This window comes from Schumannella soli (assembly GCF_006517435.1).
Taxonomy (GTDB): Bacteria; Actinomycetota; Actinomycetes; order Actinomycetales; family Microbacteriaceae; genus Schumannella; species Schumannella soli.
Genome location: NZ_VHQG01000004.1, coordinates 268,757 through 295,310, shown reverse-complemented (window position 1 = coordinate 295,310; position 26,554 = coordinate 268,757). Strand labels below are relative to the sequence as shown.

Sequence of the window (26,554 nt, the reverse complement as noted above, 5' to 3'; positions counted from 1 at the left end):
TGTAACACCGGCTTATTGTCTCCGCCTTACAGGGCGGTTACTTTTGCACCCACGCGAGGGTGCGTCTGCACCTGAAGCTTTCCCTGCACATCACCTTCAAGGAGCAACATGGGTGCCCTTTCACGCCCCACGTCTTCCCGCTCGATCCGGGCGGTTCTCGGCAGCGTCGCGCTGCTCGGAGCCTCCGCGCTCGTCCTCTCCGGCTGCGCCACTGGCGGCAGCGGCGGCGACAGCGGCTCGGGCGGCGACCTCGACCTGAAGATCGGCTCGCTGCTGCCGACGACCGGAACCCTCGCGGTTCTCGGCCCGCCCGAGATCGCGGGCGTCCAGGCCGCCGTCGACGACATCAACGCCGCCAAGGCCGGGATCAAGATCTCGACCACGCAGAAGGACTCGGGCGACACCTCGACCGACATCGCCACGCAGTCGACCAAGGCGCTGCTCGCCAGCGGCGTCTCGGCGATCGTCGGCGCGGCCTCCTCGGGCGTCTCGCTCTCGGTCATCGACCAGATCACGCAGGCCGGTGTCGTGCAGATCTCGCCGGCGAACACCTCGCCCGCCTTCTCCACCTACAAGGACGACGGCTACTACTTCCGCACCGCTCCCTCGGACGTGCTGCAGGGCCAGGTCGTCGCTCAGAAGATCGTCTCCGACGGCGCCACCAAGGTCTCGGTGCTCTACGGCAACAACGACTACGGCATCGGCCTCGACAACTCGGTGAAGAAGTACTTCGACGAGAACGGCATCGAGCTCGCCGCCAACGTCACCTTCGATGAGGGCGCCAGCGACTTCACCTCCGCGGTGACGACCGCCCTCGCGCCGAACCCCGACGCGCTGCTCGTGATCAGCTACGACGAGATCAAGGTCATCGCCGAGCAGCTCAAGGGCCAGGGCTTCGACTTCACGAAGCTCTACGGCGTCGACGGCAACTACGGCGTGATCGACGACAAGTACACCAACGTCGACATCGCCGGCGCGCAGTTCACCAACCCGGGCGTCAAGGCGAGCGACGACTTCGCCGCGAAGCTCGACAAGGCCGCCGGCAAGAAGCTGTCGGTGTTCACCTACGGTCCCGAGTCGTACGACGCCACCATCCTGCTCGCGCTCGCCGCGCTGCAGGGCAAGGCGACCGACGGCAAGACGATCCGCGACAACCTGCAGTCGGTCTCCGAGGGCGGCGAGAAGTGCAAGACCTTCGAGGACTGCGCGAAGCTGATCAAGGACGGCAAGGACGTCGACTACGAAGGCCAGTCGGGCCCGATCTCGTTCGACAAGAACGGCGACCCGTCGCAGGCCTACGTCTCGGTGTGGAAGTACACGGCCGGCAACAAGACCGAGTACGAGGACGCCGTCTTCGGCGACCTGACCAAGAACTGAGGTCACGCGGTCTCTGACCGCGATCTCGAGGGGGCTCGGCCATCAGGCCGGGCCCCCTTCGTCGTGCACGGGAGCGTGCGCGGTGCCGCCGTGCGATGCCGCAGCGCGGTAGCCCTCGCGGTGCCGCCGTGCGGTGCCGCTGCGCGGGGTCGACGCCACCGACTTCTCCCGGGGATCTCCCCGGCCCGCGCCCGAACCCGCACCGGCGACCGCGATGCGTTCCGCGCATCCGACACGCTCCACACCGGCGCGTCGGACTGGCGAGCCCGAGCGACTCGACGCGTCGGTCCTGAATCGAGCAGCGGGACGACGTCGCGCGACTGTGATCCGCACCGCACGCCGCGCCGCGCCGCACCGCACACCGACGAGGGGCCCCGGATGCACGCATCCGGGGCCCCTCGTGGCGTTCTGACGGGCGATCAGCCCTCGGTCGACGACTCCGCCGGCTTCGCGGCCTTCGCCGCCGCAGCGGGCTTCTTCGCCGCGGCAGCGGGCTTCGCTGCCGAGGCCTTCGCCTTCTCCTGATCGGCCGCCAGGGTGCCGAGGTACAGCTCGATCACCTTGGGGTCGTTCATCAGCTCGCGACCCGGGCCCGAGTAGGCATCGCGCCCCTGGTCGAGCACGTAGCCGCGGTCGCAGATCTGCAGCGCGCGGCGCGCGTTCTGCTCGACGAGCAGAACCGAGACGCCGGCGCGGTTGATCTGCGAGACGTTGATGAAGGTCTCGTCCTGACGCACGGGCGAGAGGCCCGCGCTCGGCTCGTCGAGCAGCAGCACGCTCGGATCCATCATCAGCGCCCGCGACATCGCGACCATCTGGCGCTCGCCGCCCGAGAGCGAGCCGGCGCGCGTCGCGAGACGCTTCGACAGCTCCGGGAACAGCGCCGTGATGAACTCGAGGCGTTCGTTGTAGATCTTGGGCTTCTGGTAGAGGCCCATCTGCAGGTTCTCGGCGATGGTCAGCGACGGGAACACGTTGTTCGTCTGCGGAACCATGCCGACACCGCGGCTGACGAGCTTGTCGGCCTTCAGCCCGGTGATGTCCTGGCCGGCGAGGGTGACCGAGCCGCCGCGGATGTTCACCTGACCGAAGATCGCCTTGAGCAGGGTCGACTTGCCGGCGCCGTTCGGGCCGATGATGCCCACCAGCTCGCCCTTGCCGACCGTGACCGAGCATCCGTTGAGGATGTTGACACCGGGCAGGTAGCCCGCGACGAGGTCGGTGGTCTTCAGCACCGTCTCCAGCTCAGCGGCCATCGGCGGCCTCCTCTTCGATCTCTTCCTCGATCTCCTGCTTGATGAGATCGGACTCCATGTCCTTCGCGATCTCCTGCTGGCCGCGCACGTCGCCGAGGTCGGTGTCGTGGTGGGCGCCGAGGTACGCCTCGACGACCGCGGGGTCGTCCATGACGGTGTCGGGGGAGCCCTCGGCGACGACCTTGCCCTCGGCCATGACGATGACCCAGTCGGCGATCTCGCGCACGACGTGCATGTCGTGCTCGACGAACAGCACCGTCATCCCCTCCTCCTTGAGAGCGAGGATGTGGCCCAGCAGCGACTGGGTCAGCGCCGGGTTGACGCCGGCCATCGGCTCGTCGAGCATGACCATCTTCGGGTCGCTCATGAGCGCACGGGCCATCTCGAGCAGCTTGCGCTGGCCGCCCGAGAGGGCGCCGGCGAAGTCCTCGCGCTTGGCGTCGAGCTTGAACTTCTTCAGCAGGTCGTCGGCCTTCGCCGTCAGCTCCTCCTCGCGCGCACGCCAGGTGGAGGGGATCAGCGACGTGAGGAACCGCTCGCCCGGGCGCTGGGGTGCGCCGAGCAGCATGTTGTCGATCACGCTGAGCAGGTTGAGCGCCTTCGTCAGCTGGAAGGTGCGCACCATGCCGCGCCGGGCGACCTTGTGGGCGGGCACGCCGTACTGCTGCTCGCCGAGGAACGTCCAGCGCCCCTCGTTCGGCTTGTCGAAGCCGGTGAGCAGGTTGAAGAACGTCGTCTTGCCGGCGCCGTTCGGCCCGATCAGCGCCGTGATCGCGTTCGCCGGGATCTCCACGTGGTCGACGTTCACCGCGGTGAAGCCGCCGAAGGTGCGGGTAATGCCGTCGGCGACGACGATCGGGTTCTTCTTCGGCACGCCCGGGGCGACCGGCCCCGCGATGAGCTCGTTCACATCCGTCTTAGGCACGGAAGAACACCTCGGCCTTCTTGCCCAGGATGCCCTGGGGTCGGAATATCACGAGCAGCATGAGCGCGACGCCGACGATGATGAATCGGATCGGGCCCTGCTGGGTGCTCGAGATGGGAAGGATGTTGTTGGTGACGGCCACGCTGAGCAGGCCGTCGGAGAGCGACAGCACGACCCAGAAGATCGCCGCGCCGAGCAGCGGCCCGAAGATCGTCGTCGCGCCGCCGAGCAGCATGATCGTGTAGAGGAAGAACGTCAGCTGCGTGCCGTAGTTATCCGGCTGCAGGGAGCGCGGCAGGATGAACAGCGCTCCGGCCAGACCGCCGAGCACACCACCCAGCACGAGCGCCTGCATCTTGTAGCTGAAGACGTTCTTGCCGAGGGCGCGCACCGCATCCTCGTCTTCGCGGATGCCCTTGACGATGCGGCCCCAGGGGCTGCGCATGAGCGCCCAGACGAGCAGGCAGGCGAGCAGCACCAGCGACCAGCCGACGATCGCCGACCAGAGGTCGGCCGCGCTCATGTGCAGCGGTCCGAGGTACTGGCCGTTCGGGATCGGGTTGAGGTCCTGGAACGACTCGGCGCCGCCGTTGAGACCCGTCGCGCCGCCGGTGAGGCCGGTGAGCTCGGGGGTCTTGACCGAGAGTCTGACGATCTCGGCCGCGGCGATCGTGACGATCGACAGATAGTCGGCCCTCAGTCGCAGCGTCGGAAGCCCCAGCAGGAACGCGAAGATCACGCTGCAGACGATGGTCGCGAGGATCGCGAACGGCAGCGGCCAGTTGAACTGAAGGCTGGTCACGACGAAGGCGTAGCCGCCGATCGCCATGAACCCGGCCTGACCGAAGTTCACGAGGCCGGTGAAGCCGAAGTGCACCACGAGACCGATGGTCGCGAGCGCGTACGCCGCGGTGGTCGGCGAGATCGCCTCGCCGAAGGCCAGGGGGATGAAGTTGAAGTCCACGGTCGCCCTCCTAGCCGATCCGCTCGCGGCGGCCGAGGATGCCCTGCGGTCGCACCAGGAGGATGACGATCATGACGGCCAGAGCCGCCACGTACTTCAGGTTGTCGGGGATGAACAGCGTCGACAGGTTCATGAAGACGCTGATGACCATCGATCCGACGAGGGCGCCGAACGCCGAGCCGAGACCGCCGAGGGTCACGGCCGCGAAGATCAGCAGCAGGATCTGGCTTCCCGTGTCCCAGCGCAGCGACTGGTAGTAGGCGATCAGCACGCCGGAGAGGCCGGCGAGCGCGCCTCCGCCGATCCAGATCCAGCGGATGACGCCGTCGACGTCGATGCCGGATGCCGCGGCGAGCGAGCGGTTGTCGGAGACCGCGCGGGCGGCCTTGCCGAGCCGCGTGCGCAGCATGACCCAGGCCACCGCCAGCAGCACGACGAGCGCGACGACCGCGCCCATCACATCCGTGAAGCGCAGGCTGACCGAGCCGATCCTGAGGAACGGCGACGGGTCGTTCGGCAGCGTCAGGCGGTCGGCGCCGAAGAAGAAGCTGTAGAGGTAGCGGGTCGCGAGGGCGAGGCCGATGCTGACGATCATCAGCGGCACGAGGCCCACGCCGCGCTTGCGCAGAGGGCGCCAGAGCACCGTGTCCTGCACGAAGCCGTACAGGCCGCCGAGCAGGACCGCGGCGATGATGCCGACGAAGCCGGGAAGTCCGAGGATGCTCGAGAACAGGTAGCCCATCAGCGCGCCGAAGGTGACCAGCTCGCCGTGGGCGAAGTTGTTGAGCCCGGTGGTGCCGTAGATCAGCGAGACGCCGATCGAGGCAAGCGCGAGCAGCAGGCCGTAGATGATGCCGGTGACGATCTTCGAGGCCACGAGGCCGCCGGTGATCGCGGGGCTGCCGGAGCTGTCGCCGCTGCCGGAGCTCGAACCGGCGCTGCTGTCGGGCGAGGGGCTGGCCCCGTCGCTCGGCGTCGTCGACGCTCCGCCTCCGGCGCCCGCGTCGGTCGTGAACAGGAAGTTCACCGGCACGTTCTTGTTGGTGTTCTGAACCGTCAGCTTGCGCGGGTTCTGAGCTGCGGGCAGCGTGCCGATCTCGGCCGGCGCCGTCGAGGTGTCGACGGTGACCGTGTAGTCGCCGCCGCTCGGCAGCCCGACGAGTACGCGTCCATCCGGATCGGTGGTGAACGTCTCGTCGAAGCTCTTGCCCTTCACCTCCACCGTGACGTTAGGGACGGGCGCTTTCGAGTCGCGCTCGCGCAGCCAGATCGAGATGCTCTCGTCGGCGGTGCTGGGGTCGATGGGATCGGCCGCGGCGGCGAGCGGCGCGGCGATCGGCAGAACGGCGACGAGCGCTGCGAACGCCATCCCGATCAGTCCGATGCCGACGGCGCGTTGACGCCGGGGGTCGACAGGGAGAATTCCCACTTCGATTGCCTCCTGAGTGCAGGTCGGGGGCTGGGTGGATGCCTCGCATCCACCGGCGAAGTTAACCCGTGGATGTGTCGGACGTGTTTCGACGGTGAATCACGTAGGGACAAGAATCCGGGGCGCGGTGCCCGGGCGCAAGTCGAGACGGATCACGATTCGGGCGCGGAGCGACCGGATCCGTCGTCGGAGGCGGGTGCGGAGGGGGAATGAAGGGCCATCCGCGACCGTTACGATGGACTACCGGTTCCGATGCCGCAGCCGGTTCTTCCCACCACGAGGCGATCGCCCCCGGTACGGGGCGGGAAAAACAGGCGAAGGACACCATGGAACAGCCCGATCCGTTCGGATTCATCGGTCTCACGTACGACGACGTCATGCTCCTGCCGGGCTACACGGACGTCATCCCGAGCGAGGCGTCGACCCGCTCGCGACTGACGAAGCGCATCGACGTGGCCGTGCCGCTGCTCTCCGCCGCCATGGACACCGTGACCGAGGCCCGCATGGCGATCGCCATGGCCCGCCAGGGCGGCATCGGCATCCTGCACCGCAACATGTCGATCGCCGATCAGGCCGCCGCGGTCGACAAGGTGAAGCGCTCCGAGTCGGGCATGATCACGAACCCGGTCACGACGACGCCCGAGGCGACCGTCGCCGACGTCGACGCGCTCTGCGGTCAGTTCCGGGTCTCCGGCGTCCCGGTCGTCGAGAGCGACGGAACCCTGGTCGGCATCATCACGAACCGCGACATGCGCTTCGTCGCCCCCTTCGAGCACCAGACCACGCTCGTGCGCGACGTCATGACGAAGGCCCCGCTCATCACCGCTCCGGTGGGCATCGACCCCGACGAGGCGATCGCGATCTTCGCCGAGCACAAGATCGAGAAGCTGCCGCTCGTCGACGAGAACGGCAAGCTCAAGGGCCTCATCACGGTCAAGGACTTCGAGAAGACCGAGAAGTACCCGGATGCCACGAAGGACGAGCAGGGCCGCCTGCGCGTGGGCGCCGCGATCGGCTTCTTCGGCGACGCCTGGCAGCGCGCCACCGCTCTGCTCGAGGCGGGCGTCGACGTGATCGTCGTCGACACCGCGAACGGCCACAGCGCCGGTGTGCTCGACATGGTGCGCCGCCTCAAGGCCGACCCGGCCTTCGCCGGCGTGGACGTCATCGGCGGCCAGGCCGCGACCCGCGAAGGCGCCCAGGCGCTCATCGACGCCGGCGTCGACGCCGTCAAGGTGGGCGTCGGCCCGGGCTCGATCTGCACCACCCGCGTCGTCGCCGGTGTCGGCGTGCCCCAGGTCACCGCGGTCTACGAGGCCTCGCTCGCCGCCCGCGAGGCCGGCGTGCCGGTCATCGCCGACGGCGGACTGCAGTACTCGGGCGACATCGCGAAGGCGCTCGTCGCCGGCGCCGACACGGTCATGCTCGGCTCGCTGCTCGCCGGAACCGACGAGAGCCCCGGCGACCTCATGTACGTCGGCGGCAAGCAGTACAAGAACTACCGCGGCATGGGCTCGCTCGGCGCGATGCAGACCCGCGGCAAGAAGACCTCGTACTCGCGCGACCGCTACTTCCAGGCGGATGTGCCGAGCGACGAGCAGCTCATCCCCGAGGGCATCGAGGGCCGCGTCGCCTACAAGGGCGCGCTCGCCGCGACCGTGTACCAGCTGGTCGGCGGCCTGCGTCAGTCGATGTTCTACGTCGGCGCCCGCACGATCCCCGAGCTCAAGGCGCAGGGCAAGTTCGTGCGCATCACGCCGGCGGGTCTCAAGGAGAGCCACCCGCACGACATCCAGATGACGGTCGAGGCGCCGAACTACTCGCGCTGAGTCGCACACGAGCTCCCCGATCCGACATCCCGATGACGGTCGAGGCGCCGAGCTCCTCGCGCTGATCCCCGACACCACGCGTCAGCAGAGCGGCCCTTCTCCCCTCGACAGGGGGACAAGGGCCGCTCTACTGTGTGACGCATGGGGCGCATGGGGTTTCGGGGACGGACGCTCGGCGTGACCGCGGTGGCCGCGGCGCTGCTGACCACGACGGCGCTGAGCGCGCAGGCGGCGCCCGGGCAGCGCGCCGGAAAATACGCCACCATCACGACCGCCCCCGCTGCGGTTTCGCTCGCGCCCGGCTTCCCCGACTCGACCTACACGACCACGGCCCCGCCGCCGTCGACCCCGGTCAGCGCGACCATCGGAGCGGGCACCCCGCCCGGGCAGCTGTACGGCACCTCGTCGGGCAGCAGCTACCTCAGCTTCGGCCCGGTCTCGAACACGGCGCCGTCGACCACCACATTCACCTTCGCCGCGCCGACTCCGACCTCGGGATGGTCGTTCATCCTCGGTGACATCGACGCGGAGTCGATCACGATCAGCGCCGCCGGGCCAGCCGGTTCGGTCACCGGTGACCAGCTCGGCTTCCAGGGCGGGTTCAACTACGCGAGCACGCCCGCCGCGATCACGGCGTTCGATCCGGACTCCGGCGTGCTGACCGGGGTGCTCTCTCCGACCGGACAGGACACGAACGGTGCCGCGGGCTGGTTCAGCCCCTCCGTGCCGATCACGACACTGTCGATCACCTCGACCCGCATCGACGGCTCGCCACTCGCGCAGCTCTGGTTCGTCGGGCACACGGCGAGCCTCGCCGGCAACGTCACGGATGCGTCCGGAGCCCCTGTGCCCGGCGCGACCGTCGTCGTCGCGGACTCGGCCGGGCAGCCGCTTCCCGGTGCGCCCACGGCGACGACCGACGAGAACGGCGCCTTCGACATCCCCGAGCTGTTCCCGCAGCCGGTCACGCTCGTCGCCACCGAGGACGGGCGTGAGGACGGCCCGGCGCTCACCGTCAGCCCGATTCCGAACGACGACGGACAGCCGGTCTTCGCGACCGCGGCTGCGGTGCGCGCCGGCGACCCGATCGTGCAGGCGCCGCCGGTGACGGCTCCGGCCGCGACCGCGCCCGAGCTGGCCGCGACCGGCGTCACCGCGCCGCCGTGGCTCATCGTCGGCGCCGCCGCGGCGGTGCCGGTCGGGGCGGCGCTCGCCGTCATCGCGGGCCTGCGGCGTCGTCGCGCGGCGGCCGGGGCCGCGGCCGGCCCGTCGATCGACGCGGACCGGGAGTCGGACGGCTGACGACCTCGGCCGCACCCGGATCGCATCCACCGCGTCGCCGCTAGGCTTGCCCGGTGACTGACATCGAGATCGGCCGGTCCAAGCGGGCCCGACGCGCGTACGCCTTCGACGACATCGCCGTCGTCCCCAGCCGGCGCACCCGCGACCCGCAGGACGTCAGCGTGAGCTGGACGATCGACGCCTTCACCTTCGACATCCCGGTGCTCGCCGCCCCCATGGACTCGGTGGTCAGCCCCGAGACGGCGATCGCGATCGGCCGCCACGGCGGACTCGGCGTGCTCGACCTCGAGGGCGTCTGGACCCGCTACGAGGACCCGACCGCGGTGCTCGCCGAGATCGCGACGCTGCCGGCCGAGTCGGCGACGAAGCGCATGCAGCAGATCTACGCCGAGCCGATCAAGCCCGAGCTGATCAAGGCGCGCCTCGCCGAGATCCGCGCCGCGGGCGTGCCGGTCGCCGGCGCGCTGAGCCCGCAGCGCACGCAGGAGCACTACCAGGCGGTCGTGGATGCGGGCGTCGACCTGTTCGTCATCCGCGGCACGACGGTCAGCGCCGAGCACGTCTCCAAGACCGTCGAGCCGCTCAACCTGAAGAAGTTCATCTACGAGCTCGACGTGCCGGTCATCGTCGGCGGCGCCGCCACGTACACCGCGGCGCTGCACCTCATGCGCACCGGTGCGGCCGGCGTGCTCGTCGGCTTCGGCGGGGGAGCGGCGTCGACGACCCGCTCGGCGCTCGGCATCCACGCGCCCATGGCCACCGCGGTGGCGGATGTCGCCGGCGCTCGCCGCGACTACCTCGACGAGTCGGGCGGCCGCTACGTGCACGTCATCGCCGACGGCGGACTCGGCACCTCGGGCGACATCGTCAAGGCCATCTCGGTCGGCGCCGACGCGGTCATGCTCGGCTCCACCCTGGCCCGCGCCGAGGAGGCGCCGGGACGCGGATTCCACTGGGGCGCCGAGGCGCACCACGGCGAGCTGCCGCGCGGCAACCGCGTCGAGGTCGGCACCATCGCTCCGCTCGAGCAGGTGCTCTTCGGGCCGTCGACGGCGGCCGACGGCACGACCAACCTGATCGGCGCGCTCCGTCGCTCGATGGCGACCACGGGCTACTCCGACCTCAAGGAGTTCCAGCGCGTCGAGGTCGTCGTCGCGCCCTACGCCCAGGGCTGAGGCGGCTCCCGGACCATTCCGGGAAAACGTGCAGACGGCATCCCTCGGCCCCGCGCGACGCTCCGGCGTAGCGTTGAGGTGGTTTCGATGAGGAGGCGCCGATGGCCCGCAGGTCCGTGACCCGATCCACCAAGCTCGGTCCCGAGGAGCGCGCGGCGGCGATCGCCTCGATGCGCGATCGCGAGCTCGACATCCTCGTCGTCGGCGGCGGGATCGTCGGCACGGGATCTGCACTCGACGCCGTCACCCGCGGTCTGCGCACGGGTCTTCTCGAGGCGCGCGACTTCGCCTCCGGAACCTCGAGCCGCTCGTCGAAGCTCGTGCACGGCGGCATCCGCTACCTCGAGCAGCTCGACTTCGGGCTCGTGCGCGAGGCGCTCATCGAACGCGGCCTGCTGCTGCAGCGCATCGCCCCGCACCTGGTGAAGCCGGTGCGCTTCCTCTACCCGCTGACGAAGCCCGTGTTCGAGCGCCTCTACATCGGCGCCGGAATGCTGCTCTACGACGCCTTCTCGTGGAGCGGCGGCCGCCCGCCCGGCGTGCCCCACCACCGTCACCTGTCGAAGCGGCAGCTCGCGAAGGCGATGCCCGGGCTCGACAAGGACGCCTTCATCGGCGGCCTCACCTATTACGACGCGCAGGTCGACGACGCCCGCTACGTGGCGAATCTGGCGCGCACGGCCTCGTTCTACGGCGCCCACGTCGCCCCGCGCGTGCGGGTCGAGGGCTTCCTCAAGGTCGGCGAGCGCGTCGTCGGCGTGCAGGCGCTCGACGTCGAGACCGGCGAGCGCTTCGAGATCCACGCCAAGCAGGTCGTCAACGCGACCGGCGTCTGGACGGACGACACGCAGGCGATGGTGGGCGCCCGCGGCGGATTCAAGGTGCGCGCGTCGAAGGGCGTTCACCTGGTCGTGCCGCGCGACCGCTTCCAGTCGAAGATCGGCATGATCCTGCGCACCGAGAAGAGCGTGCTCTTCGTCATCCCGTGGGGTCGGCACTGGCTGATCGGCACGACCGACACCGACTGGAACCTCGACAAGGCGCATCCCGCTGCGACGGCCGCCGACATCGACTACCTGCTCGAGCACGTCAACCAGGTACTCGCCGTGAAGCTGACCCGCGAGGATGTCGAGGGCGTCTACGCGGGCCTGCGTCCGCTGCTGGCGGGCGAGAGCGAGCAGACCTCGAAGCTCAGCCGCGAACACCTCGTGGCGCATTCGGTGCCGGGTCTCGTGGTGATCGCCGGCGGCAAGTGGACGACCTACCGCGTGATGGCGAAGGACGCGATCGACGAGGCCGTCGCGGCGCTCGACGGCAGATGGTCGGAGAGCGTCACGCAGGACATCGGGCTGCTCGGCGCCGAGGGCTACCAGGCGGCGTGGAACAAGCGCGCCCGCATCGCCCGCGCCTTCGACGTGCACCGGGTGCGCGTCGAGCACCTGCTCAACCGCTATGGCGTGCTGACCGACGAGGTGCTCGAGCTCATCAAGGAGCGGCCCGAGCTCGCCGAGGCGGTGCCGGGGGCCGACGACTACATCCAGGCCGAGCTCGTCTACGCGGCCAGCCACGAGGGAGCGCTGCACCTCGAGGACGTGCTCGCGCGCCGCACCCGCATCTCGATCGAGGCCTGGGATCGCGGCGTCAGCGCCGCGCCCGTCGCCGCTGCGCTCATGGGCGAGGTACTCGGCTGGGATGCGGACCGCATCCAGGAGGAGACGGAGAACTATCTGCGCCGTGTCGCCGCCGAGCGGGCCAGCCAGCTCGAGCCCGACGATGCCGCGGCCGACCGGGTGCGTCTCGAGGCTCCCGACATCTCGACGATCCTCGCCGAGCTGCCGAGTGCGGCGGATGCGCCGGTGACGACCGCTCCGAAGCCGGCCGGACGGACGGCTTCGGCGAAGCCGCGCACGGCGAAGTCCGCGGCGTCGCGCACGACCCGCGCACCGCGCACGGGACGTACGCCGCAGGCGAAGCGTCCGGCCACCGGGGACGGGCCTCAGTAGACTGAGGGCATTCCCCACAGCTTGAAGGAGCTCATCCATGGTCGATGTCCGACGGGTCAAGCTCCCGGGGGTCGGCGTGCTCCACACCTTCGTCACGGATGACGGCGGCAAGGTCGGCGTGATCACGCACCGCTCCGGGCACAGCGACCTCATCACGTTCTCCGACGCCGGCGACGGCGCCGACGCCGCCAAGGTGTCTCTGCGTCTCGACGAAGACGAGGCGCACACGCTCGCCGAACTGCTCGGCGGCACCCGCATCACCGAGTCGCTCTCGGCGCTCGAGACCCTGCCGGGCCTCTCGATCGACTGGTTCACGGTCGACTACGACCACCACATCGCCGGGCAGCAGCTGGGCAGCCTCGCCACCCGCGGACTCGTCGGCCTGACGGTCGTCGCGGTCGTGCGCGGCGAATCGGCGAACCCGGCTCCGGCCGACGACTTCAAGGTGTTCCCCGGCGACACGCTCGTCGTCGCGGGCAGCCCCGAGAAGGTCGCGAAGGCCTTCAACTTCTATCGCACGGGGGAGCTGACGCCCAAGGTCGCCGCCGACGCCGGAGCGTAGACCGTGCACTCCCTCGGCGGAGAGCTGCTCGTCCTCGGCATCCTCTTCGTCCTGGCCTGGGGTCTCGGACGCCTCGGCAAGCTGATCGGCCTGCCCGCGATCCCGATCTACATGGTCGTCGGCGTGCTCGCGAGCCCGAACACGCACTTCTTCCCGCTCGCCTTCGAGCCGGCCGACGTCGAGCTCGTCGCGACCTTCGGCCTGATCTTCCTGCTCTTCAACCTCGGCCTCGAGTTCGATCAGGACGAGTTCTTCGGCAATGCGGGCAAGCTCGCCCTCTCGGGCGGCGTGCGCATCCTCGCCAACATGGGCGCCGGCTTCGCCTTCGGCATGTGGGTGGGATGGGGCACGCGCGAGGCGCTCATCATCGCCGGCATGACGGCGGTGTCGTCGAGTGCGATCGTCACGAAGCTGCTGATCGAGCTGCGGCGTCTGGCCAACCGCGAGACGCCGATGATCCTGGGCATCGCGGTGCTCGAGGACATCTTCGTCGCCGCGTACCTCGCGATCGTCGGCGTCGTGGTCGGCGGTGAGACCGACCTCGGCGCGATCGTGCTGAAGCTGGCGATCTCGTTCGGTTTCCTCGTCGTCATGTTCACGGTGGCGCGCTGGGGCGGCCGGATCGTCTCGCGCATCGTGCAGACCCGCGACGACGAGCTGTTCACGATCCTGTTCTTCGGCCTCGCGGTCGCCTTCGGCGGAATCGGCGAGCTGCTCGGCGTCTCGGACGCGATCGGCGCGTTCCTCATCGGCCTCGTGCTGGGGGCGACCCGCTTCCGCGCCCGCATCGAGCAGTTCGCGCTGCCGATGCGCGACGTCTTCGCGGCGTTCTTCTTCCTGAACTTCGGCCTCGCGCTCGACGTGCGCCAGTTCGGCGGCGTGCTCGTGCCGGTGCTCGTCGCGGTCGTGATGACGCTCATCATCAACACCGCGAGCGGCCAGCTGATCGCCCGCTTCAACAAGCTCACGCCGGCCGAGGGACTCAACGCGAGCGCGATGCTGCAGAACCGCGGCGAGTTCGCGCTGATCCTGGCGACGCTCGCGGCCGGGGCCGGGCTGGATGAACGGCTGCAGCCCTTCGCGGGTCTCTACGTGCTGATCATGGCCGTGGTCGGTCCGATCCTGTCGGTCAACAGCGAGAAGATCGGCGCCGCGATCTTCCGTGTGCGCCCGAAGATCGCCAAGCGACCCGATGCCGGGCGCGACCTCGAGCTCGCGATCGCCGAGGCGGCCATGGAGGGGCAGCAGCCCGAGACCGACGCCGTCGCCGACGAGCCGACGATCGACGGCGAGTACCTCGACGACGAGACGCCGCTGCAGGCTCCCCGTTCGGCCACGGTCGAGCAGGCCGAGCGCGCGGGCGACCGCGAGGATGCGGCAGAGCGGGCGGCGGGTGCCGCGCGCGCCGAGTCGGTCGACGCCGCGACGGCGGCCGAAGCCGAGGCCCGGCGCGCCTCCGACGATCCTGCCGCCGCGCGTGAGCGCGAGCGTGAGAACGCCCTGCGCCTCGCCGAGCAGGCGATGCAGCAGAGCGACGGCGACGCCCGCCCGCGTCGCCGCGAGAGGGACCCGGAGTACTGATGGCCTCGAGCGACGAGCGCCCCGCCTTCGACGGCCGGCGCTGGTGGAGCATCGCGCGCACGCCGCGCTGGATCGGCGCGCTGCTGCTCGTCATGGCGATCGCCGCGACCTTCGCCGCACTCGCCCAGTGGCAGCTGGGCCGGGCCGTGCTGACGGCGACGACCGAGAAGCTCGACACCGAGAAAGTGCTGCCGCTGTCGCAGGTCGACCGCCCGCAGACCGCGGTGACCGGAGACGAGGCCGGGAGACGCGTCAGCGTCAGCGGCGCGGTCGTGCCCGGCGACACCGTCGTGCTCAGCGACCGGGTGCGCGTCGGAACCGCGGGCGAGGTGGATGGGCGCGCCGGCTACTGGGTCGTCGGTCATCTCGTCGACGACGACGGCGATTCGCTCGCCGTCGCGCTCGGCTGGACCGCGACGCGCGCCGCCGCCGAGAAGGCCGCCGCCGGCCTCGACGCCGAGCCCCGCAGCATCCGCGGACGCTACATGCCGGGTGAGGCGCCGACCGATGACGAATTCGAGAAGGGCCAGCGCTCGGCGCTCGCGCCCGCGGCGCTGATCAACGAATGGGCCGAGGTCGGCCCGGTCTACGGCGGCTACGTGGTCGACGACGAGCCGATCGCCGGCACCCGGCAGATCGTCGCGCCGCCGCCCGAGCAGGATGCGGCGCTCAACGTGCTGAACATCTTCTACGCGATCGAGTGGGTCATCTTCGCCGGCTTCGCGTTCTATCTCTGGTACCGCCTCGTGCGCGATGCCATGGAGCGCGAGATCCTCGCCGAGCGCGAGGCGGCGGAGGCGGCCGGCGAGCCCTCGAGCCGCCCGTAGAATGGGCCTCATGCCTCTCGGCCCCCGCCCCTCCGACATCCCGCGGCTGCGTCTGGCGGTCAAGATCTACAAGGTGTCGTCGATCATCACCGGCACCATGCTCCTCCTGCTCGGCGTCGTCACGGCGATCCGCTGGGGATGGGGCTACGACGTCTACGCCGGAGGCCCGCGCGGCTTCTTCCTAGCTGCTCCGCACAGCCCCGGCGGCACGGATCTGACGACGATCATCCTCATCGCGCACGGCTGGTTCTACGTGCTCTACGTGGGTCTCGACTTCGTGCTGTGGCGCTTCTCGCGCTTCAGCTTCGGGCGCTTCCTCTTCATCGCCGCCGGCGGCGTCATCCCGCTGCTGTCGTTCTTCCTCGAGCGGCGGGTGCCCCGCCAGATCGAGGCCATCATCCAGAAGGCCGAAGCTGAGCAGCGTGCTCGCGTCGGCGCCTCGTCCCCGTCCGGCAACACCGGTTCATCTGACAACACCGTGGAGACCAACGCGTGACCGACCCCACCCCCGCGGCGCCGACCGAGCAGCGCCCCGTCCTCGTCGTCGACTTCGGCGCCCAGTACGCCCAGCTGATCGCCCGCCGCGTGCGCGAGGCCGGCGTCTACAGCGAGATCGTGCCGCACTCGGCGACCGCCGCCGAGATCGCGGCGAAGAGCCCGGTCGGCATCATCCTCTCCGGTGGTCCGTCGTCGGTCTACGACGAGGGCGCGCCCGCGCTCGACGCCGGCGTCTTCGACCTCGGCGTGCCGACGCTCGGCATCTGCTACGGCTTCCAGGTCATGGCGCAGACCCTCGGCGGCGAGGTCGCCAACACGGGGCTGCGCGAGTACGGCGCGACCAACGCGACCGTCGTCACCCAGGGCACGCTGCTCGACGGGCAGCCGGCCGAGCAGAACGTGTGGATGAGCCACGGCGACCAGGTCGCGCGCGCTCCCGAGGGCTTCGAGGTGCTCGCCCGCACCGAGCACACCCCGGTCGCGGCCTTCGCCGACGACGCCCGCCGCTTCTACGGCGTGCAGTGGCACCCCGAGGTCAAGCACTCCGACCACGGCCAGCGGGTCATCGAGAACTTCCTGCACAAGGCCGCCGGGCTGCCCGCCGACTGGAACAGCGGCAACGTCATCGCCGAGCAGGTCGAGCGCATCCGCGCCCAGGTCGGAACCGGCCGGGTGCTCTCCGCGCTCTCCGGCGGCGTCGACTCGGCCGTCTCGACCGCGCTCGTGCACGAGGCCGTCGGCGACCAGCTCGTCGCCGTCTTCATCGATCACGGACTGCTGCGTCAGGGTGAGCGCGAGCAGGTCGAGAACGACTACGTCGCCTCGACCGGCGTGCGCCTGGTGACGGTGGACGCGCGCCAGCAGTTCCTCGACGCCCTCGCCGGGGTGAGCGATCCGGAGCAGAAGCGCAAGATCATCGGCCGCGAGTTCATCCGCTCGTTCGAGAAGGTGCAGTCCGAGCTCGTCGCCGAGGCGGCGTCGGAGGGCGACCCCATCCGCTTCCTCGTGCAGGGCACGCTCTACCCGGATGTGGTGGAGTCGGGCGGCGGCTCGGGCACCGCGAACATCAAGAGCCACCACAACGTCGGCGGGCTGCCGGAGGACCTGCAGTTCGAGCTCGTCGAGCCGCTGCGCACCCTGTTCAAGGACGAGGTGCGCGCGATCGGCCGGGAGCTCGGGCTTCCGGAGGAGATCGTCGGGCGTCAGCCCTTTCCGGGGCCCGGCCTCGGAATCCGCATCGTGGGTGAGGTCACCTCTGACCGTCTCGAGATTCTGCGTCACGCCGACGCGATCGCTCGTGCCGAGCTGACCAAGGCGGGCCTCGACGGCGAAATCTGGCAGTGCCCGGTCGTGCTGCTCGCGGATGTGCGCTCGGTGGGCGTGCAGGGCGACGGCCGCACCTACGGCCACCCCATCGTGCTGCGTCCGGTCTCGAGCGAGGACGCGATGACGGCCGACTGGACGCGCCTGCCCTACGACGTGCTGGCCCGCATCTCGAACCGCATCACGAACGAGGTGAGCGAGGTCAACCGCGTCGTGCTCGACGTCACGTCGAAGCCGCCGGGGACGATCGAGTGGGAGTGAGCCTCCGGCTCGCCTGCGCACACGAGAAGGGCCCCGTCGCGAGCGATCGCGACGGGGCCCTTCTCGGTTGCGGTACGTCAGTTGCGCGGCATGAAGTAGCTCACGAGGCGGAGGATCTCGAGGTACAGCCAGACGACCGTGACGATGATGCCGAAGGCGCCGGCCCAGGCGTAGACCCGCGGGGCGCCGTTGCGCACGCCCTGCTGGATGCTGTCGAAGTCGAGCACGAGCGAGTACGCGGCCATGATCACGACGAGGATGCCGAGCGGGATGCCCAGCGGGATGCCCGCGATCTCGACGCCGCGCAGTCCGCCGTAGTTGTCGACGACGCCGGTCAGCATGAGCACGACGTTGACGAGCGAGAACGCGACGTAGCCGAGCATCGCGACGAGGAAGATCTTGGTCGCGCGCGCCGAGGCCCGCACCTTGCCGCTCGCGAACAGCGCGAGCGTCACGCCGACGACGGCGAGGGTGCCGAACACGGCGATCGGGATGATCCCGTCGAACTTCGTCGAGTAGAACTGCGAGACCGCGCCGACCACGACACCCTGCACGGCCGAGTAGGCCAGCACGAGCGCCGCCGAGGGGCGCTTCTTGAAGATGTTGACGAGCGCGAGCACGAGGCCGGCGATCGCGGCGGGGAACAGCAGGATCGGGAAGAACCAGCCGACGACCGCGCCGATGAGCAGCACGCCGAAGCTGACGACGGTCTTGACCGCCGTGTCCTCGTAGGTCATCCGGTCGGTGTCGATCGGGGTCGCCGAGGGCAGGTCGTAGTGGTGGGCCAGCTGCTCGGGGGTGGGGATCGGCGGAACCGCCGTGCCGCGCTCCGAGAACGCGGGGGATCGGAACGCCGGGTTGCCGTTGGCCATGTCGCCTCCATGCTCATGGTCAGGGTGGGCCCGCTGGATGCGGGTCACGCCCGGGAATGCCGGGTCGCACCAGTCTAAAGATCACCTGTAGCCCGGCGGCTGGGCATCCCCTGCATGCCGTTCCGCCGTGAGCGATCGAGGCCGGCGTGGATGGCCCGCGCCAGCGAGGCGCAGCCCACCAGCACGGCCGCCATGACCGCGGTGCCCGGCAGCATCCACCGGTAGGCGCCCGGGGCGCCGCTCTCGAGCTCGCCGATCGCGAGCGCGACGCCGATCGCGGCGATCACGACGAGCGGCGCGGTCAGCCAGGCGAGCGGGGGACGGTGCCGCACGAGCAGCCAGGCGGCGAAGGGGAGCACGAGCACGGCGAGGTAGCGCGGACCGGGCAGCGCCATCCAGCAGCCGAGCGTGGCGGGGAGAGCGGCGACGACGCGGCGCCAGCCGTCGCTCGGGATGATGCCCCAGCCGACGATGTGGGCGGTCGATCCGGCGAGCAGCAGCAGCAGCTGGAAGGTGTTCGAGCCGGCGATCGCCACGCCGCCGGCGACGATGAGGGCGAGCCCGCCGATCAGCCGCGGGCGGTAGGAGCCCCAGCGGAGGGGGAGAGCCCGGGCGGGCTCGACGAAGCGCCGCGCGACGGCGGCCCCGACGGCGCCGCGATCAGAGCGGGACACGCAGCTGCACCCAGGCGACGACGACGAGCACGATCAGAACGACGGCGGCGTAGCCGAGCACGGTGCCGATGAGGGCGATGAGCCGGCCGCGGTCTTCGCTCGACTTGAGCTGGTGCAGCGCGACGTGCCCGAAGGCGATCGCGAGCGGCGACAGCAGGATGCCGAGCACGAGCGCGAACACCGCGACCGGATTCAGGTGCCGCTCCGCGTGCGGGGTCGGCTCCGGCGCGGCCTCCGCGGGGATGACGCGCGCACCGCACCAGACGCAGAACTTCCACGCCGGGTCGAGGTCGCGACCGCAGTGCGTGCAGGCGCTCGCCGTATCCCTGCTGTTCATCGTGACCCCATTATCTTGGGTCGCGTGACCGGATCCCTCCCCGTGCCGAACCGTCCTCTCGTCATCGGTCATCGCGGTGCGAGCGGCTATCGTCCCGAGCACACCGAGTCGGCCTACCGGCTCGCCTTCGAGCAGGGGGCGGATGCGGTGGAGCCCGATCTGGTGGCCACCCGCGACGGCGTGCTGGTGATCCGGCACGAGAACGAGATCTCGGGCACGACCGACGTCGCGCGTCGCCCGGAGTTCGCCGACCGCCGCACGACGAAGCAGATCGACGGCCAGCGGCTGACTGGCTGGTTCACCGAGGACTTCGACTGGGCCGAGCTGGCGACCCTGCGCGCGGTCGAGCGTCTGCCGAAGGTGCGTCCGGCATCCGCGGGCCACGACGGCGCCGAGCCGATGCTGCGCCTGGTCGACCTGCTGGGGCTGATCGACGAGTGCCAGGACGTGGCCGGACGGATGCTGCGCATGGTCGCCGAGATCAAGCACGCCCACTACTTCGCGTCGATCGGGCTGCCGCTCGACGAGCTGTTCGCCCGCGAGATCGCCGGCTGGGATGACGTGGCCGATCGCCTCACCGTCGAGTCGTTCGAGCAGAGCGTGCTCACGAAGGTGCGCGACCGGGGCGTGTCCGGCTCCACCGTCTACCTGATCGAGGCGGACGGCGCGGCCCCCGACCTCGAGGCGCGCGACGGCGTCAACGCGCTGAGCTACGCGGCGCAGATCGGACCGCGCGGACTGCCGGCGCTGATCGGCGCGGTCGACGGGGTGAGCCTGGCGAAGAGCCTGGTGATCGTCTCCGAGGATGACGAGGTCGAGTCGACCGGCACGGTCGAGCGCATCCGCGCCGCGGGCCTCCAGGTCTTCACCTGGACGCTGCGTGCCGAGAACCGCTTCCTCACCCGTGCCGCGCGGCTCGGCGGCGGCAAGGAGGCGCCGGGCGACTGGCGCACCGAGTTCCGGGCGATCTACGACACGGGCGTCGACGGGGTGTTCGCCGACCAGCCCGACCTCGCCGTCGCGGTACGCGACGAGCGCTGACGCCTCCGCGTCGAGGTCTCGGCGGCGAGCCCTCGGGCGTCGGCGGTCGCACCTAGACTCGTCGGGACATGAGCTTCGTCCTCGACGGCTTCGAGCCCGACCACCCGACCACCTCCTCCTTCGGCGGATCGTCCGAGGTCGACGAGCGCCTGCTCGCCGGGCTCAACCCGCAGCAGCGCGAGGCCGTGCTCTACCGCGGGCGCGCGCTGCTCATCGTCGCCGGAGCCGGCTCGGGCAAGACGAGCGTGCTGACCCGCCGCATCGCCGGCCTGCTGGACACCCGCGAGGCCTGGCCGAGCCAGATCCTCGCGATCACCTTCACCAACAAGGCCGCCGCCGAGATGCGCGAGCGCATCCACGGACTCGTCGGCGACGCCGCGCAGGGCATGTGGATCTCGACCTTCCACTCCGCCTGCGTGCGCATCCTTCGGCGACAGGCCGAGGCCTTCGGTCTCTCGCCGAGCTTCACGATCTACGACTCGGCCGACAGCCGCGCGCTGATCAAGCGCATCCTCAAGGAGCTCGAGGCCGACACCCTCGGGCTGACGGTGTCGAGCGTCGCCGGGCGCATCTCGAAGCTCAAGAACGAGCTGACGGATGCGGAGAGCTTCGCCCGGAACGCGAACGTCGACGACCCGAAGGAGTCGGCGTTCCTCGAGGTCTTCCGCCGCTACAGCGAGGGGCTCGCCCGCGCGAAGGCCTTCGACTTCGACGACCTCATCGCGCAGACCGTCTACCTGTTCCGCGCCTTCCCCGAGGTGGCCGCGCTCTATCAGCGCCGCTTCCGCTACGTGCTCGTCGACGAGTACCAGGACACCAACCACGCCCAGTACGCGCTCATCCGCGAGCTCGTACGCGCCGTGAAGCCGCAGAACGTGCCCGCCGACACCCGCACCCGGCTCGAGGCCGACGGGTCGATCGCGCCCGCCTCGCTCACGGTCGTCGGCGACTCCGACCAGTCGATCTACGCCTTCCGCGGCGCCGACATCCGCAACATCGTCGAGTTCGAACGCGACTTCCCCGAGGCGAAGACGATCCTGCTCGAGCAGAACTACCGTTCGACGCAGAACATCCTCGACGCGGCGAACGCCGTCATCGGCAACAACTTCGACCGCACCGCGAAGAACCTCTTCACGACGATCGGCGCCGGCGACAAGATCACCGGCTACACCGGCTACTCGGCGCACGACGAGGCCCAGTTCGTGGCCGACGAGATCGACAAGCTGCGCACGGCGGGCACCTCGCTCAACGACATGGCCGTGTTCGTGCGCACGAACTCGCAGACCCGGCCCCTGGAGGAGATCTTCATCCGCTCGGCCCTGCCGTACCGCATCCCCGGCGGCACGAAGTTCTTCGAGCGCGCCGAGATCAAGGATGCGATGGCGTACCTGATCCAGGTCGTCAACCCGGCCGACGACCTGGCGCTGCGTCGCATCCTCAACGTGCCGCGCCGCGGCATCGGCCCGGCGACCGAGGCGACGCTGCAGGCGCACGCCGACCGCGAGGGCGTGCCGCTGCGGGATGCGCTGCGCGATGTCGAGCAGCTCGGGCTCGGGCCCAAGGTGACCGGCGCGATCCGAACCCTCGTCGACCTGCTCGACGAGGCCTCCGGCCAGGCGCTCACCGCCGCCCCCGCCGACATCTTCGCGCTGCTCATGGAGCGCACCGGCTACGTCACCGGGCTGCGCGCCACGCGCGACGCCCAGGACGAGGCGCGCGCCGAGAACCTCGAGGAGCTGCTCGCGCAGACCAAGGAGTTCCGCAAGCAGAACCCCGACGGCACCCTCATCGAGTTCCTCACCAACGTGGCCCTGCTCGCCGCCGCCGACGAGATCGACGACACCGACGGCTCGGTGTCGATCATGACGCTGCACACGGCCAAGGGCCTCGAATACGACACCGTCTTCCTCACCGGCATCGAGGAGGGGCTGCTGCCGCACCAGATGTCGGCCGGCGAGCCCGGGGGAGTGCAGGAGGAGCGCCGGCTGTTCTACGTCGGCGTCACGCGCGCCAAGCGCCGCCTGTTCTTCTCGCTCGCGATGCAGCGCGCGCAGTTCGGCGACACGACCGTCGCCCTGCCGAGCCGCTACCTCCAGGAGGTGCCGGCCGAGCTCATCGAGTGGCGTCAGTCGCCGGGCTTCGCGAACTCGCGAGGAGGATCGCAGCCGCGCGCGCTCAACGCCCGGCGCGGCGGATCATCCGACCGGTTCAGCTACGGCTCGTCGCTGCCGCCGGCCCCGAACCGCGAGAAGCGCGAGTGGGCGAACGCCGTCACGGCCAAGGTTCGCGACAACGGCGATCTGACCCTCGAGATCGGCGACCGCATCCGTCACGCCGACTTCGGCGAGGGCCGCGTCACCGGCGTGACCGGGCAGGGGCCGAAGTCGATCGCCGAGGTGCTGTTCGACACGGCCGGGCGCAAGAAGCTGCTCATCAAGATCGCGCCGATCGAGAAGCTCTGACGCGAGCGAGGTGACGAGTCCGGCCGCGGGGGGCGGTCGGCGAGAAGGAGGCGCGGCGCCCGACCCGACGGGCGCCGCGAGACCGACGAGGGGGAACGCGATGGACGACCTGCTGGATGCTGTGGCACGAACAGGGGCCGCGGCTGCGCGCGCCGGGGAAGCTAGGGTGTCGGCATGAGCACGACTCCGCCGCCGATCGAGCAGCTGCTGCCGATCATCCAGAAGCTGCCGCAGTTCAGCGGCATCGTCTGGCGCGGTGCGCCCGAGGGGCTCGGCGGTCCGATCGTGGCCGCGCAGCCGTTCTCGGGGTCGCTCGACGCCCGCGTCGCCAGTGAGAACTTCACCGCGCCGGTGCTGCTCGCGATCGTGTCGCTGACCGCCCGCGAGATCGGCGTGCTGTCGGCCAACCCGGCCGAGCAGGAGATCGTGATGCTGCCGGGCACGGGGCTCGCTCCGCTGACCGGCGTCGGCCAGCAGGGCGGCGTCACGATGCAGCTCGTCGGCCAGCTCGCGATCGGCGAGGCGGAGGGCATTCCGCAGCCCTTCCCCGAGCGCGCCGACCTGGCGGCCGCCGTCGGGCAGGCGCTCACCGCAGGGCTCGAGGCCCCGACGTTCACGGTCGCGCAGCCGGGCCGCTTCTCGGGGCCGATCGCCGCGCAGCAGCGCTGACGTCGGTCGGCGTCGCGCGGTCGGCATCGAGCCGTCATCGCCGTCCTCGTCGGCGCTCGCCTCAGTCGAGCGCGACCACACCCGCCGGGTCGACCGACGCATCCCCGCGCCGTCGCCGCAGCGTGACGACGGTCAGCAGCACGAGCGCGACCACGAGAAGTGCGCCCGCCCCGATGCCGACGCCGCTGGCGACGCCGAGCAGCGCGCTGAGTCCGCCGACGACGATGCCGCTGCCCGCGCGGAAGCCGTTCGCGGCCATGCCGAACGCGCCGATGAAGGCGCCGCGGCGGTCCTCGGGCGCAGCGAGCTGCACGACGGTCTGCGCGGTCGAGGCGCCGACGAGGTTGCCGAGGCCGGCGAGCACGAGCGCCGCGACCGAGAGCGGGAAGCTGCGCGAGAGCGCGAAGACGAGCACGCCGAGGCCGAACAGCGCCGAGGCGATGATCGCGACGCGCGTGCTCGCGGCGATGCGCCCGAGCGCCTCCATGCCGAGCCCGCCCGCGACCGCCCCCGTCGACATCGCGATGAGCAGCAGGATGTAGCCGGGCCCCTGGTCCTGCCCGAGCAGTCGGCCGAAGTCGGGCAGCAGCGGCAGCAGCGCGGTTCCGATGAACAGGCCGACCGCGCCCTGCACGAGCATCATCAGCAGGATCGCCGGATAGCGCGGCACCTCGCGCAGCACGCCGAGCACGTCGCGCACGCGCATCCGCGGCGGTGTCACGCGGCGCGTGCGGTGACCGGTGACCGGCGTGATCGCGAGGTAGACGAAGAACGGCACGTAGAGCAGCACGTTGAGCGCCATGCCCCACACCGGCCCGACGATGAACAGCAGCGCGGCGCCGAGGGCCGGCCCCGCCAGCTGGCCGAGGTTGAGTCCGGTCGCCATGAGCCGCACCCCGCTCGGCAGATCCTTCGGACCGACCATGTCGTAGAGCATGAGCTGGTCGGCGGGATTCCAGAACGCGCCCGAGAGTCCGTGCAGCACGAGCAGGATCACGCAGGGCCACGGCTGCAGCGTGTTCGTGCCGATCAGCACTGCCCACGCCACCGAGACGAGGGCGAAGAGCACGCACGAGGCCTGGATGATGCGCCGGTTGTCGAAGCGATCGGCGACATGTCCGAAGGGGATCGCGCCGAGCAGGAACGGCACCCAGTGGCTGATCGTCGCGAAGCCCGCGAGCACGGGCGACTGGAACTTCTGCCACATGACGAAGTAGGTGATCGCGTGCTCGACGTGGTCGCCCGACATGAGCAGGATGCCGCCGATCAGGTAGCCGCGGTACCAGGGGGCGCGCAGCGCGGCGAATCTCACCGCGCCAGCCTAGGACCGGGCCGGATCCGCGCGGGCAGATGTGCCCATCGCGCGGCCGCGCATCCCGGCGCTAATGTGAGCGAAACGCCGCTCTCCATCCTCGGGGGAGCTCGCGGCGCCGGTGCCGCGACTGCCCCGTCGCGGTGCCACCACCACCATCGACGTGCGCGCACGTCGCGAGCATCTGGAGCATCATGGCCGGCACCCTCTTCACCCTCGGCGGCGACAGCACCGCCGCCTCCACCCTCGTCGCGAACACGGTGTCGGCGCTCGGCTACTCGGCCGAGGTGCTGCCGAACGGAGCCCACCGCCTCAGCCGCGGCAGCAAGACCAAGACCTTCTGGCTCGGCGCGCTCTCCGGCGACGACTTCCACGTCGCCTTCGTCGTCGCCTACGCCCACGACGAGTCGGGCAACCTGACCGTGCGGGTCGACCGCGACGGCGGCGCGAGCTTTCTCAAGGGCGGCGCGATCGGCGTCTCGAAGACCGACAGCGCCTACGGCCAGCTGGTGGATGCGATCGGCGGCGCCGCCTCGAACGCCGGCATCTACATCGGCTCGGGCCCCGCGGCCTGATCTCCCCGGCGGTGTGACCGCCCCGGCGGCCCGCTCGGGCCTCCGATCCGCCGGCCGCGCGCACCCCGCGCGGCCGGCATCCACTTCTCGAACGCCAAGAGCCGCCATGTCCGACGTGCTGTTCACGTTCTCGGGCTCGCCGGTGGCCGCGATCGAGCTGGTCGGCCGGACGATCGTCGGGATCGGCTACTCGGCGCAGGTGCAGCCCGACGGGCGCCACCGCTTCAGCCGGGGCGACGCGAACCTCACCGCGCTCGCCGGCGCCAACGCGGCCGAGATGATGTACATCGAGTTCCACGTCGTCTTCGGGATCGATGCGCAGGGCGCGCCGACCGCGCTCATCCAGCGCGGCAGCCGCAGCATCTTCGCGAACTCCGGAACGATCGGCATCGCCCGCACCGACAACGCCTTCCGGCAGCTCGTCGACGCGGTGGGCCACGCGGCCTCGGCCGCGGGCATCTACCGCGGCTTCCGCGAGGAGTGATGCCGCAGCCGCGCGAGCAGGCGCCGTGACGGCAGCTCGCGCAGCCGTCGCGGCGTGATCGCCAGCACCGTGCGCACCAGTGCGAGCGCGAGCGCCGCGCGCCGGCGTCGCAGCGGCAACCCGTAGGCGGCGCGCACCGACGGGTGCAGCAGCGCCGGTGTCAGCGCGCGCACGATCGGCATCGCCGGCCGCGCCCACCAGGGCAGCGCGGTCGGGTGCAGCAGCTGCCCGGCGACCTCGCGGGCCTCTGCTCCGATCTCGAGGGCGAGGATGCGCGCATCCCAGTAGGCGTCGAAAGCCGCGCGATCGGCAGGCCACGCGCCGGCCGGCAGCTGCAGCGCGGTGGCGAGGCGTTCGCTGCGGGCGACGATCTCGTCGGCCAGCGCCGCCGCGACCGGACCCCGCAGCAGCGCGTGCGTGCGCATGCCGGTCCAGCACAGCGTCGCCGCCACCCAGGTCTGGTGCTCGGCGTCGCGGGCGCCCGGCACACCGTCGTGCGCGCCGTCGACCATCCCGGCGACGAGGCGGCGGAGCTCGTCGTCGCCGAGCGACACCGCGTAGACGTAGGCGAGGGTGTGCTCGAGCCGACGCAGCGGATCGCGGGCGAAGGCGCTGTGCGCGGCCACCCCGCGGGCGACCACCGGATCGCCGAGCTGCAGCAGGATCGCCGCCGCGCCGCCCAGCACGAGCGCGCCGTCGGCCGCGTACTCCGGCCAGTCGCGGGCAGCTCTCACGCGGCGATCGTACGGCCGCACGTCCGGTGGCGCCTGCGCTCCGCATCCTGAACGCGCTCGCACGAAGCGGTCGCGCGGGAGC

At 70.7% G+C, this 26,554-nt stretch carries 24 protein-coding genes; 15 read left to right on the top strand and 9 right to left on the bottom strand.

Features of this window, described 5'->3' with window-relative positions; all coding sequences use genetic code 11:
• Positions 1-108: 108 nt before the first annotated feature.
• Positions 109-1,377 carry an ABC transporter substrate-binding protein gene (locus FJ657_RS14115; RefSeq protein WP_141164350.1) on the top strand — a complete coding sequence of 423 codons (1,269 nt, stop codon included), beginning with the start codon at positions 109-111 and terminating at the stop codon, positions 1,375-1,377.
• A gap of 419 nt (positions 1,378-1,796) precedes the next feature.
• On the opposite strand, the gene FJ657_RS14110 is transcribed toward FJ657_RS14115, so the two are convergent.
• From FJ657_RS14110 to FJ657_RS14095, 4 genes are read right to left on the bottom strand one after another with little or no spacing between them, the layout of a single operon-like run.
• Entirely contained in the window at positions 1,797-2,633 is an 837-nt protein-coding gene (locus tag FJ657_RS14110; protein WP_141164349.1) for an ABC transporter ATP-binding protein, read from the bottom strand.
• Positions 2,623-3,558, bottom strand: a complete 936-nt coding sequence (locus tag FJ657_RS14105) for an ABC transporter ATP-binding protein (RefSeq protein ID WP_141164348.1) — start codon at positions 3,556-3,558, stop codon at positions 2,623-2,625. The genes FJ657_RS14110 and FJ657_RS14105 overlap by 11 nt, the downstream gene beginning before the upstream one ends.
• Positions 3,551-4,522 carry a branched-chain amino acid ABC transporter permease gene (locus FJ657_RS14100; protein ID WP_141164347.1) on the bottom strand — a complete coding sequence of 324 codons (972 nt, stop codon included), beginning with the start codon at positions 4,520-4,522 and terminating at the stop codon, positions 3,551-3,553. The genes FJ657_RS14105 and FJ657_RS14100 overlap by 8 nt, the downstream gene beginning before the upstream one ends.
• A gap of 10 nt (positions 4,523-4,532) precedes the next feature.
• Positions 4,533-5,891: a branched-chain amino acid ABC transporter permease gene (locus FJ657_RS14095; RefSeq protein WP_141164547.1), complete on the bottom strand. Its 1,359-nt coding sequence runs from the start codon at positions 5,889-5,891 to the stop codon at positions 4,533-4,535.
• 386 nt (positions 5,892-6,277) lie between these two features.
• Here FJ657_RS14095 and guaB point away from each other — a divergent pair, with 386 nt between their 5' ends.
• The 9 genes from guaB to guaA all read left to right on the top strand — a co-directional run bounded on the left by guaB (position 6,278) and on the right by guaA (position 17,312).
• Entirely contained in the window at positions 6,278-7,780 is a 1,503-nt protein-coding gene (gene guaB, locus FJ657_RS14090) for an IMP dehydrogenase (RefSeq protein WP_141164346.1), read from the top strand.
• Between the two features lie 177 nt (positions 7,781-7,957).
• Complete coding sequence (locus FJ657_RS14085) at positions 7,958-9,082, top strand: carboxypeptidase-like regulatory domain-containing protein (RefSeq protein ID WP_181408989.1); 1,125 nt, start codon at positions 7,958-7,960, stop codon at positions 9,080-9,082.
• A gap of 53 nt (positions 9,083-9,135) precedes the next feature.
• Positions 9,136-10,257 carry a GuaB3 family IMP dehydrogenase-related protein gene (locus FJ657_RS14080; RefSeq protein WP_141164344.1) on the top strand — a complete coding sequence of 374 codons (1,122 nt, stop codon included), beginning with the start codon at positions 9,136-9,138 and terminating at the stop codon, positions 10,255-10,257.
• Positions 10,258-10,358: 101 nt separating this feature from the next.
• A complete protein-coding gene (locus FJ657_RS14075; protein ID WP_141164343.1) occupies positions 10,359-12,260 on the top strand; it encodes a glycerol-3-phosphate dehydrogenase/oxidase in 1,902 nt (633 codons plus the stop codon).
• A gap of 37 nt (positions 12,261-12,297) precedes the next feature.
• Complete coding sequence (locus FJ657_RS14070; RefSeq protein WP_141164342.1) at positions 12,298-12,822, top strand: cation:proton antiporter regulatory subunit; 525 nt, start codon at positions 12,298-12,300, stop codon at positions 12,820-12,822.
• A 3-nt stretch (positions 12,823-12,825) separates the two neighbouring features.
• On the top strand, positions 12,826-14,403 hold the full coding sequence (locus FJ657_RS14065) for a cation:proton antiporter (RefSeq protein ID WP_141164341.1): 1,578 nt from the start codon (positions 12,826-12,828) through the stop codon (positions 14,401-14,403).
• A complete protein-coding gene (locus FJ657_RS14060; protein ID WP_141164340.1) occupies positions 14,403-15,230 on the top strand; it encodes an SURF1 family protein in 828 nt (275 codons plus the stop codon). Before FJ657_RS14065 ends, FJ657_RS14060 begins: the two co-directional genes overlap by 1 nt.
• 10 nt (positions 15,231-15,240) lie before the next feature.
• A complete protein-coding gene (locus FJ657_RS14055) occupies positions 15,241-15,726 on the top strand; it encodes a DUF3817 domain-containing protein (protein WP_141164339.1) in 486 nt (161 codons plus the stop codon).
• Positions 15,723-17,312, top strand: coding sequence for a glutamine-hydrolyzing GMP synthase (gene guaA, locus FJ657_RS14050; RefSeq protein ID WP_141164338.1), 1,590 nt, complete (start codon positions 15,723-15,725; stop codon positions 17,310-17,312). Before FJ657_RS14055 ends, guaA begins: the two co-directional genes overlap by 4 nt.
• A gap of 77 nt (positions 17,313-17,389) precedes the next feature.
• Here guaA and FJ657_RS14045 read toward each other — a convergent pair whose 3' ends face one another.
• The 3 genes from FJ657_RS14045 to FJ657_RS14035 form a co-directional block, all read right to left on the bottom strand.
• Positions 17,390-18,184, bottom strand: coding sequence for a Bax inhibitor-1/YccA family protein (locus FJ657_RS14045; RefSeq protein ID WP_141164337.1), 795 nt, complete (start codon positions 18,182-18,184; stop codon positions 17,390-17,392).
• Positions 18,185-18,258: 74 nt separating this feature from the next.
• On the bottom strand, positions 18,259-18,858 hold the full coding sequence (locus tag FJ657_RS14040) for a hypothetical protein (RefSeq protein ID WP_141164336.1): 600 nt from the start codon (positions 18,856-18,858) through the stop codon (positions 18,259-18,261).
• Positions 18,845-19,195 (bottom strand): DUF4190 domain-containing protein, encoded by a 351-nt coding sequence (locus tag FJ657_RS14035; RefSeq protein ID WP_141164335.1) that lies wholly within the window; start codon positions 19,193-19,195, stop codon positions 18,845-18,847. Before FJ657_RS14035 ends, FJ657_RS14040 begins: the two co-directional genes overlap by 14 nt.
• Before the next feature lie 24 nt (positions 19,196-19,219).
• Between FJ657_RS14035 and FJ657_RS14030 the strand changes: the two genes are divergently transcribed.
• The 3 genes from FJ657_RS14030 (at position 19,220) to FJ657_RS14020 (ending at position 23,367) form a co-directional block, all read left to right on the top strand.
• Positions 19,220-20,236 carry a glycerophosphodiester phosphodiesterase family protein gene (locus tag FJ657_RS14030; protein ID WP_181408988.1) on the top strand — a complete coding sequence of 339 codons (1,017 nt, stop codon included), beginning with the start codon at positions 19,220-19,222 and terminating at the stop codon, positions 20,234-20,236.
• A 68-nt stretch (positions 20,237-20,304) separates the two neighbouring features.
• The gene (locus tag FJ657_RS14025) at positions 20,305-22,698 is read left to right on the top strand and encodes an ATP-dependent helicase (RefSeq protein ID WP_141164334.1); all 2,394 of its coding nucleotides are present in this window, start codon (positions 20,305-20,307) and stop codon (positions 22,696-22,698) included.
• Between the two features lie 174 nt (positions 22,699-22,872).
• On the top strand, positions 22,873-23,367 hold the full coding sequence (locus FJ657_RS14020) for a hypothetical protein (protein ID WP_141164333.1): 495 nt from the start codon (positions 22,873-22,875) through the stop codon (positions 23,365-23,367).
• A 61-nt stretch (positions 23,368-23,428) separates the two neighbouring features.
• Here FJ657_RS14020 and FJ657_RS14015 read toward each other — a convergent pair whose 3' ends face one another.
• A complete protein-coding gene (locus tag FJ657_RS14015) occupies positions 23,429-24,679 on the bottom strand; it encodes an MFS transporter (RefSeq protein WP_141164332.1) in 1,251 nt (416 codons plus the stop codon).
• 194 nt (positions 24,680-24,873) lie between these two features.
• Here FJ657_RS14015 and FJ657_RS14010 point away from each other — a divergent pair, with 194 nt between their 5' ends.
• Together FJ657_RS14010 and FJ657_RS14005 are read left to right on the top strand one after the other, a co-directional pair.
• Positions 24,874-25,254, top strand: a complete 381-nt coding sequence (locus FJ657_RS14010) for a hypothetical protein (protein ID WP_141164331.1) — start codon at positions 24,874-24,876, stop codon at positions 25,252-25,254.
• Positions 25,255-25,360: 106 nt separating this feature from the next.
• The gene (locus FJ657_RS14005; protein ID WP_141164330.1) at positions 25,361-25,738 is read left to right on the top strand and encodes a hypothetical protein; all 378 of its coding nucleotides are present in this window, start codon (positions 25,361-25,363) and stop codon (positions 25,736-25,738) included.
• Here FJ657_RS14005 and FJ657_RS14000 read toward each other — a convergent pair.
• Complete coding sequence (locus tag FJ657_RS14000) at positions 25,714-26,472, bottom strand: oxygenase MpaB family protein (RefSeq protein WP_181408987.1); 759 nt, start codon at positions 26,470-26,472, stop codon at positions 25,714-25,716. The genes FJ657_RS14005 and FJ657_RS14000 overlap by 25 nt on opposite strands.
• Positions 26,473-26,554 lie beyond the last annotated feature (82 nt).

What these genes read in the sequence shown, in the direction of transcription:
- FJ657_RS14115 (WP_141164350.1), top strand. Translation starts at nt 109, where the DNA reads ATGGGTGCCCTTTCACGCCCCACGTCTTCCCGCTCGATCCGGGCGGTT.
- FJ657_RS14110 (WP_141164349.1), bottom strand. Translation starts at nt 2,633, where the DNA reads ATGGCCGCTGAGCTGGAGACGGTGCTGAAGACCACCGACCTCGTCGCG.
- FJ657_RS14095 (WP_141164547.1), bottom strand. Translation starts at nt 5,891, where the DNA reads ATGGCGTTCGCAGCGCTCGTCGCCGTTCTGCCGATCGCCGCGCCGCTC.
- guaB (WP_141164346.1), top strand. Translation starts at nt 6,278, where the DNA reads ATGGAACAGCCCGATCCGTTCGGATTCATCGGTCTCACGTACGACGAC.
- FJ657_RS14075 (WP_141164343.1), top strand. Translation starts at nt 10,359, where the DNA reads ATGGCCCGCAGGTCCGTGACCCGATCCACCAAGCTCGGTCCCGAGGAG.
- FJ657_RS14070 (WP_141164342.1), top strand. Translation starts at nt 12,298, where the DNA reads ATGGTCGATGTCCGACGGGTCAAGCTCCCGGGGGTCGGCGTGCTCCAC.
- FJ657_RS14060 (WP_141164340.1), top strand. Translation starts at nt 14,403, where the DNA reads ATGGCCTCGAGCGACGAGCGCCCCGCCTTCGACGGCCGGCGCTGGTGG.
- FJ657_RS14055 (WP_141164339.1), top strand. Translation starts at nt 15,241, where the DNA reads ATGCCTCTCGGCCCCCGCCCCTCCGACATCCCGCGGCTGCGTCTGGCG.
- FJ657_RS14045 (WP_141164337.1), bottom strand. Translation starts at nt 18,184, where the DNA reads ATGGCCAACGGCAACCCGGCGTTCCGATCCCCCGCGTTCTCGGAGCGC.
- FJ657_RS14035 (WP_141164335.1), bottom strand. Translation starts at nt 19,195, where the DNA reads ATGAACAGCAGGGATACGGCGAGCGCCTGCACGCACTGCGGTCGCGAC.
- FJ657_RS14025 (WP_141164334.1), top strand. Translation starts at nt 20,305, where the DNA reads ATGAGCTTCGTCCTCGACGGCTTCGAGCCCGACCACCCGACCACCTCC.
- FJ657_RS14020 (WP_141164333.1), top strand. Translation starts at nt 22,873, where the DNA reads ATGAGCACGACTCCGCCGCCGATCGAGCAGCTGCTGCCGATCATCCAG.
- FJ657_RS14010 (WP_141164331.1), top strand. Translation starts at nt 24,874, where the DNA reads ATGGCCGGCACCCTCTTCACCCTCGGCGGCGACAGCACCGCCGCCTCC.
- FJ657_RS14005 (WP_141164330.1), top strand. Translation starts at nt 25,361, where the DNA reads ATGTCCGACGTGCTGTTCACGTTCTCGGGCTCGCCGGTGGCCGCGATC.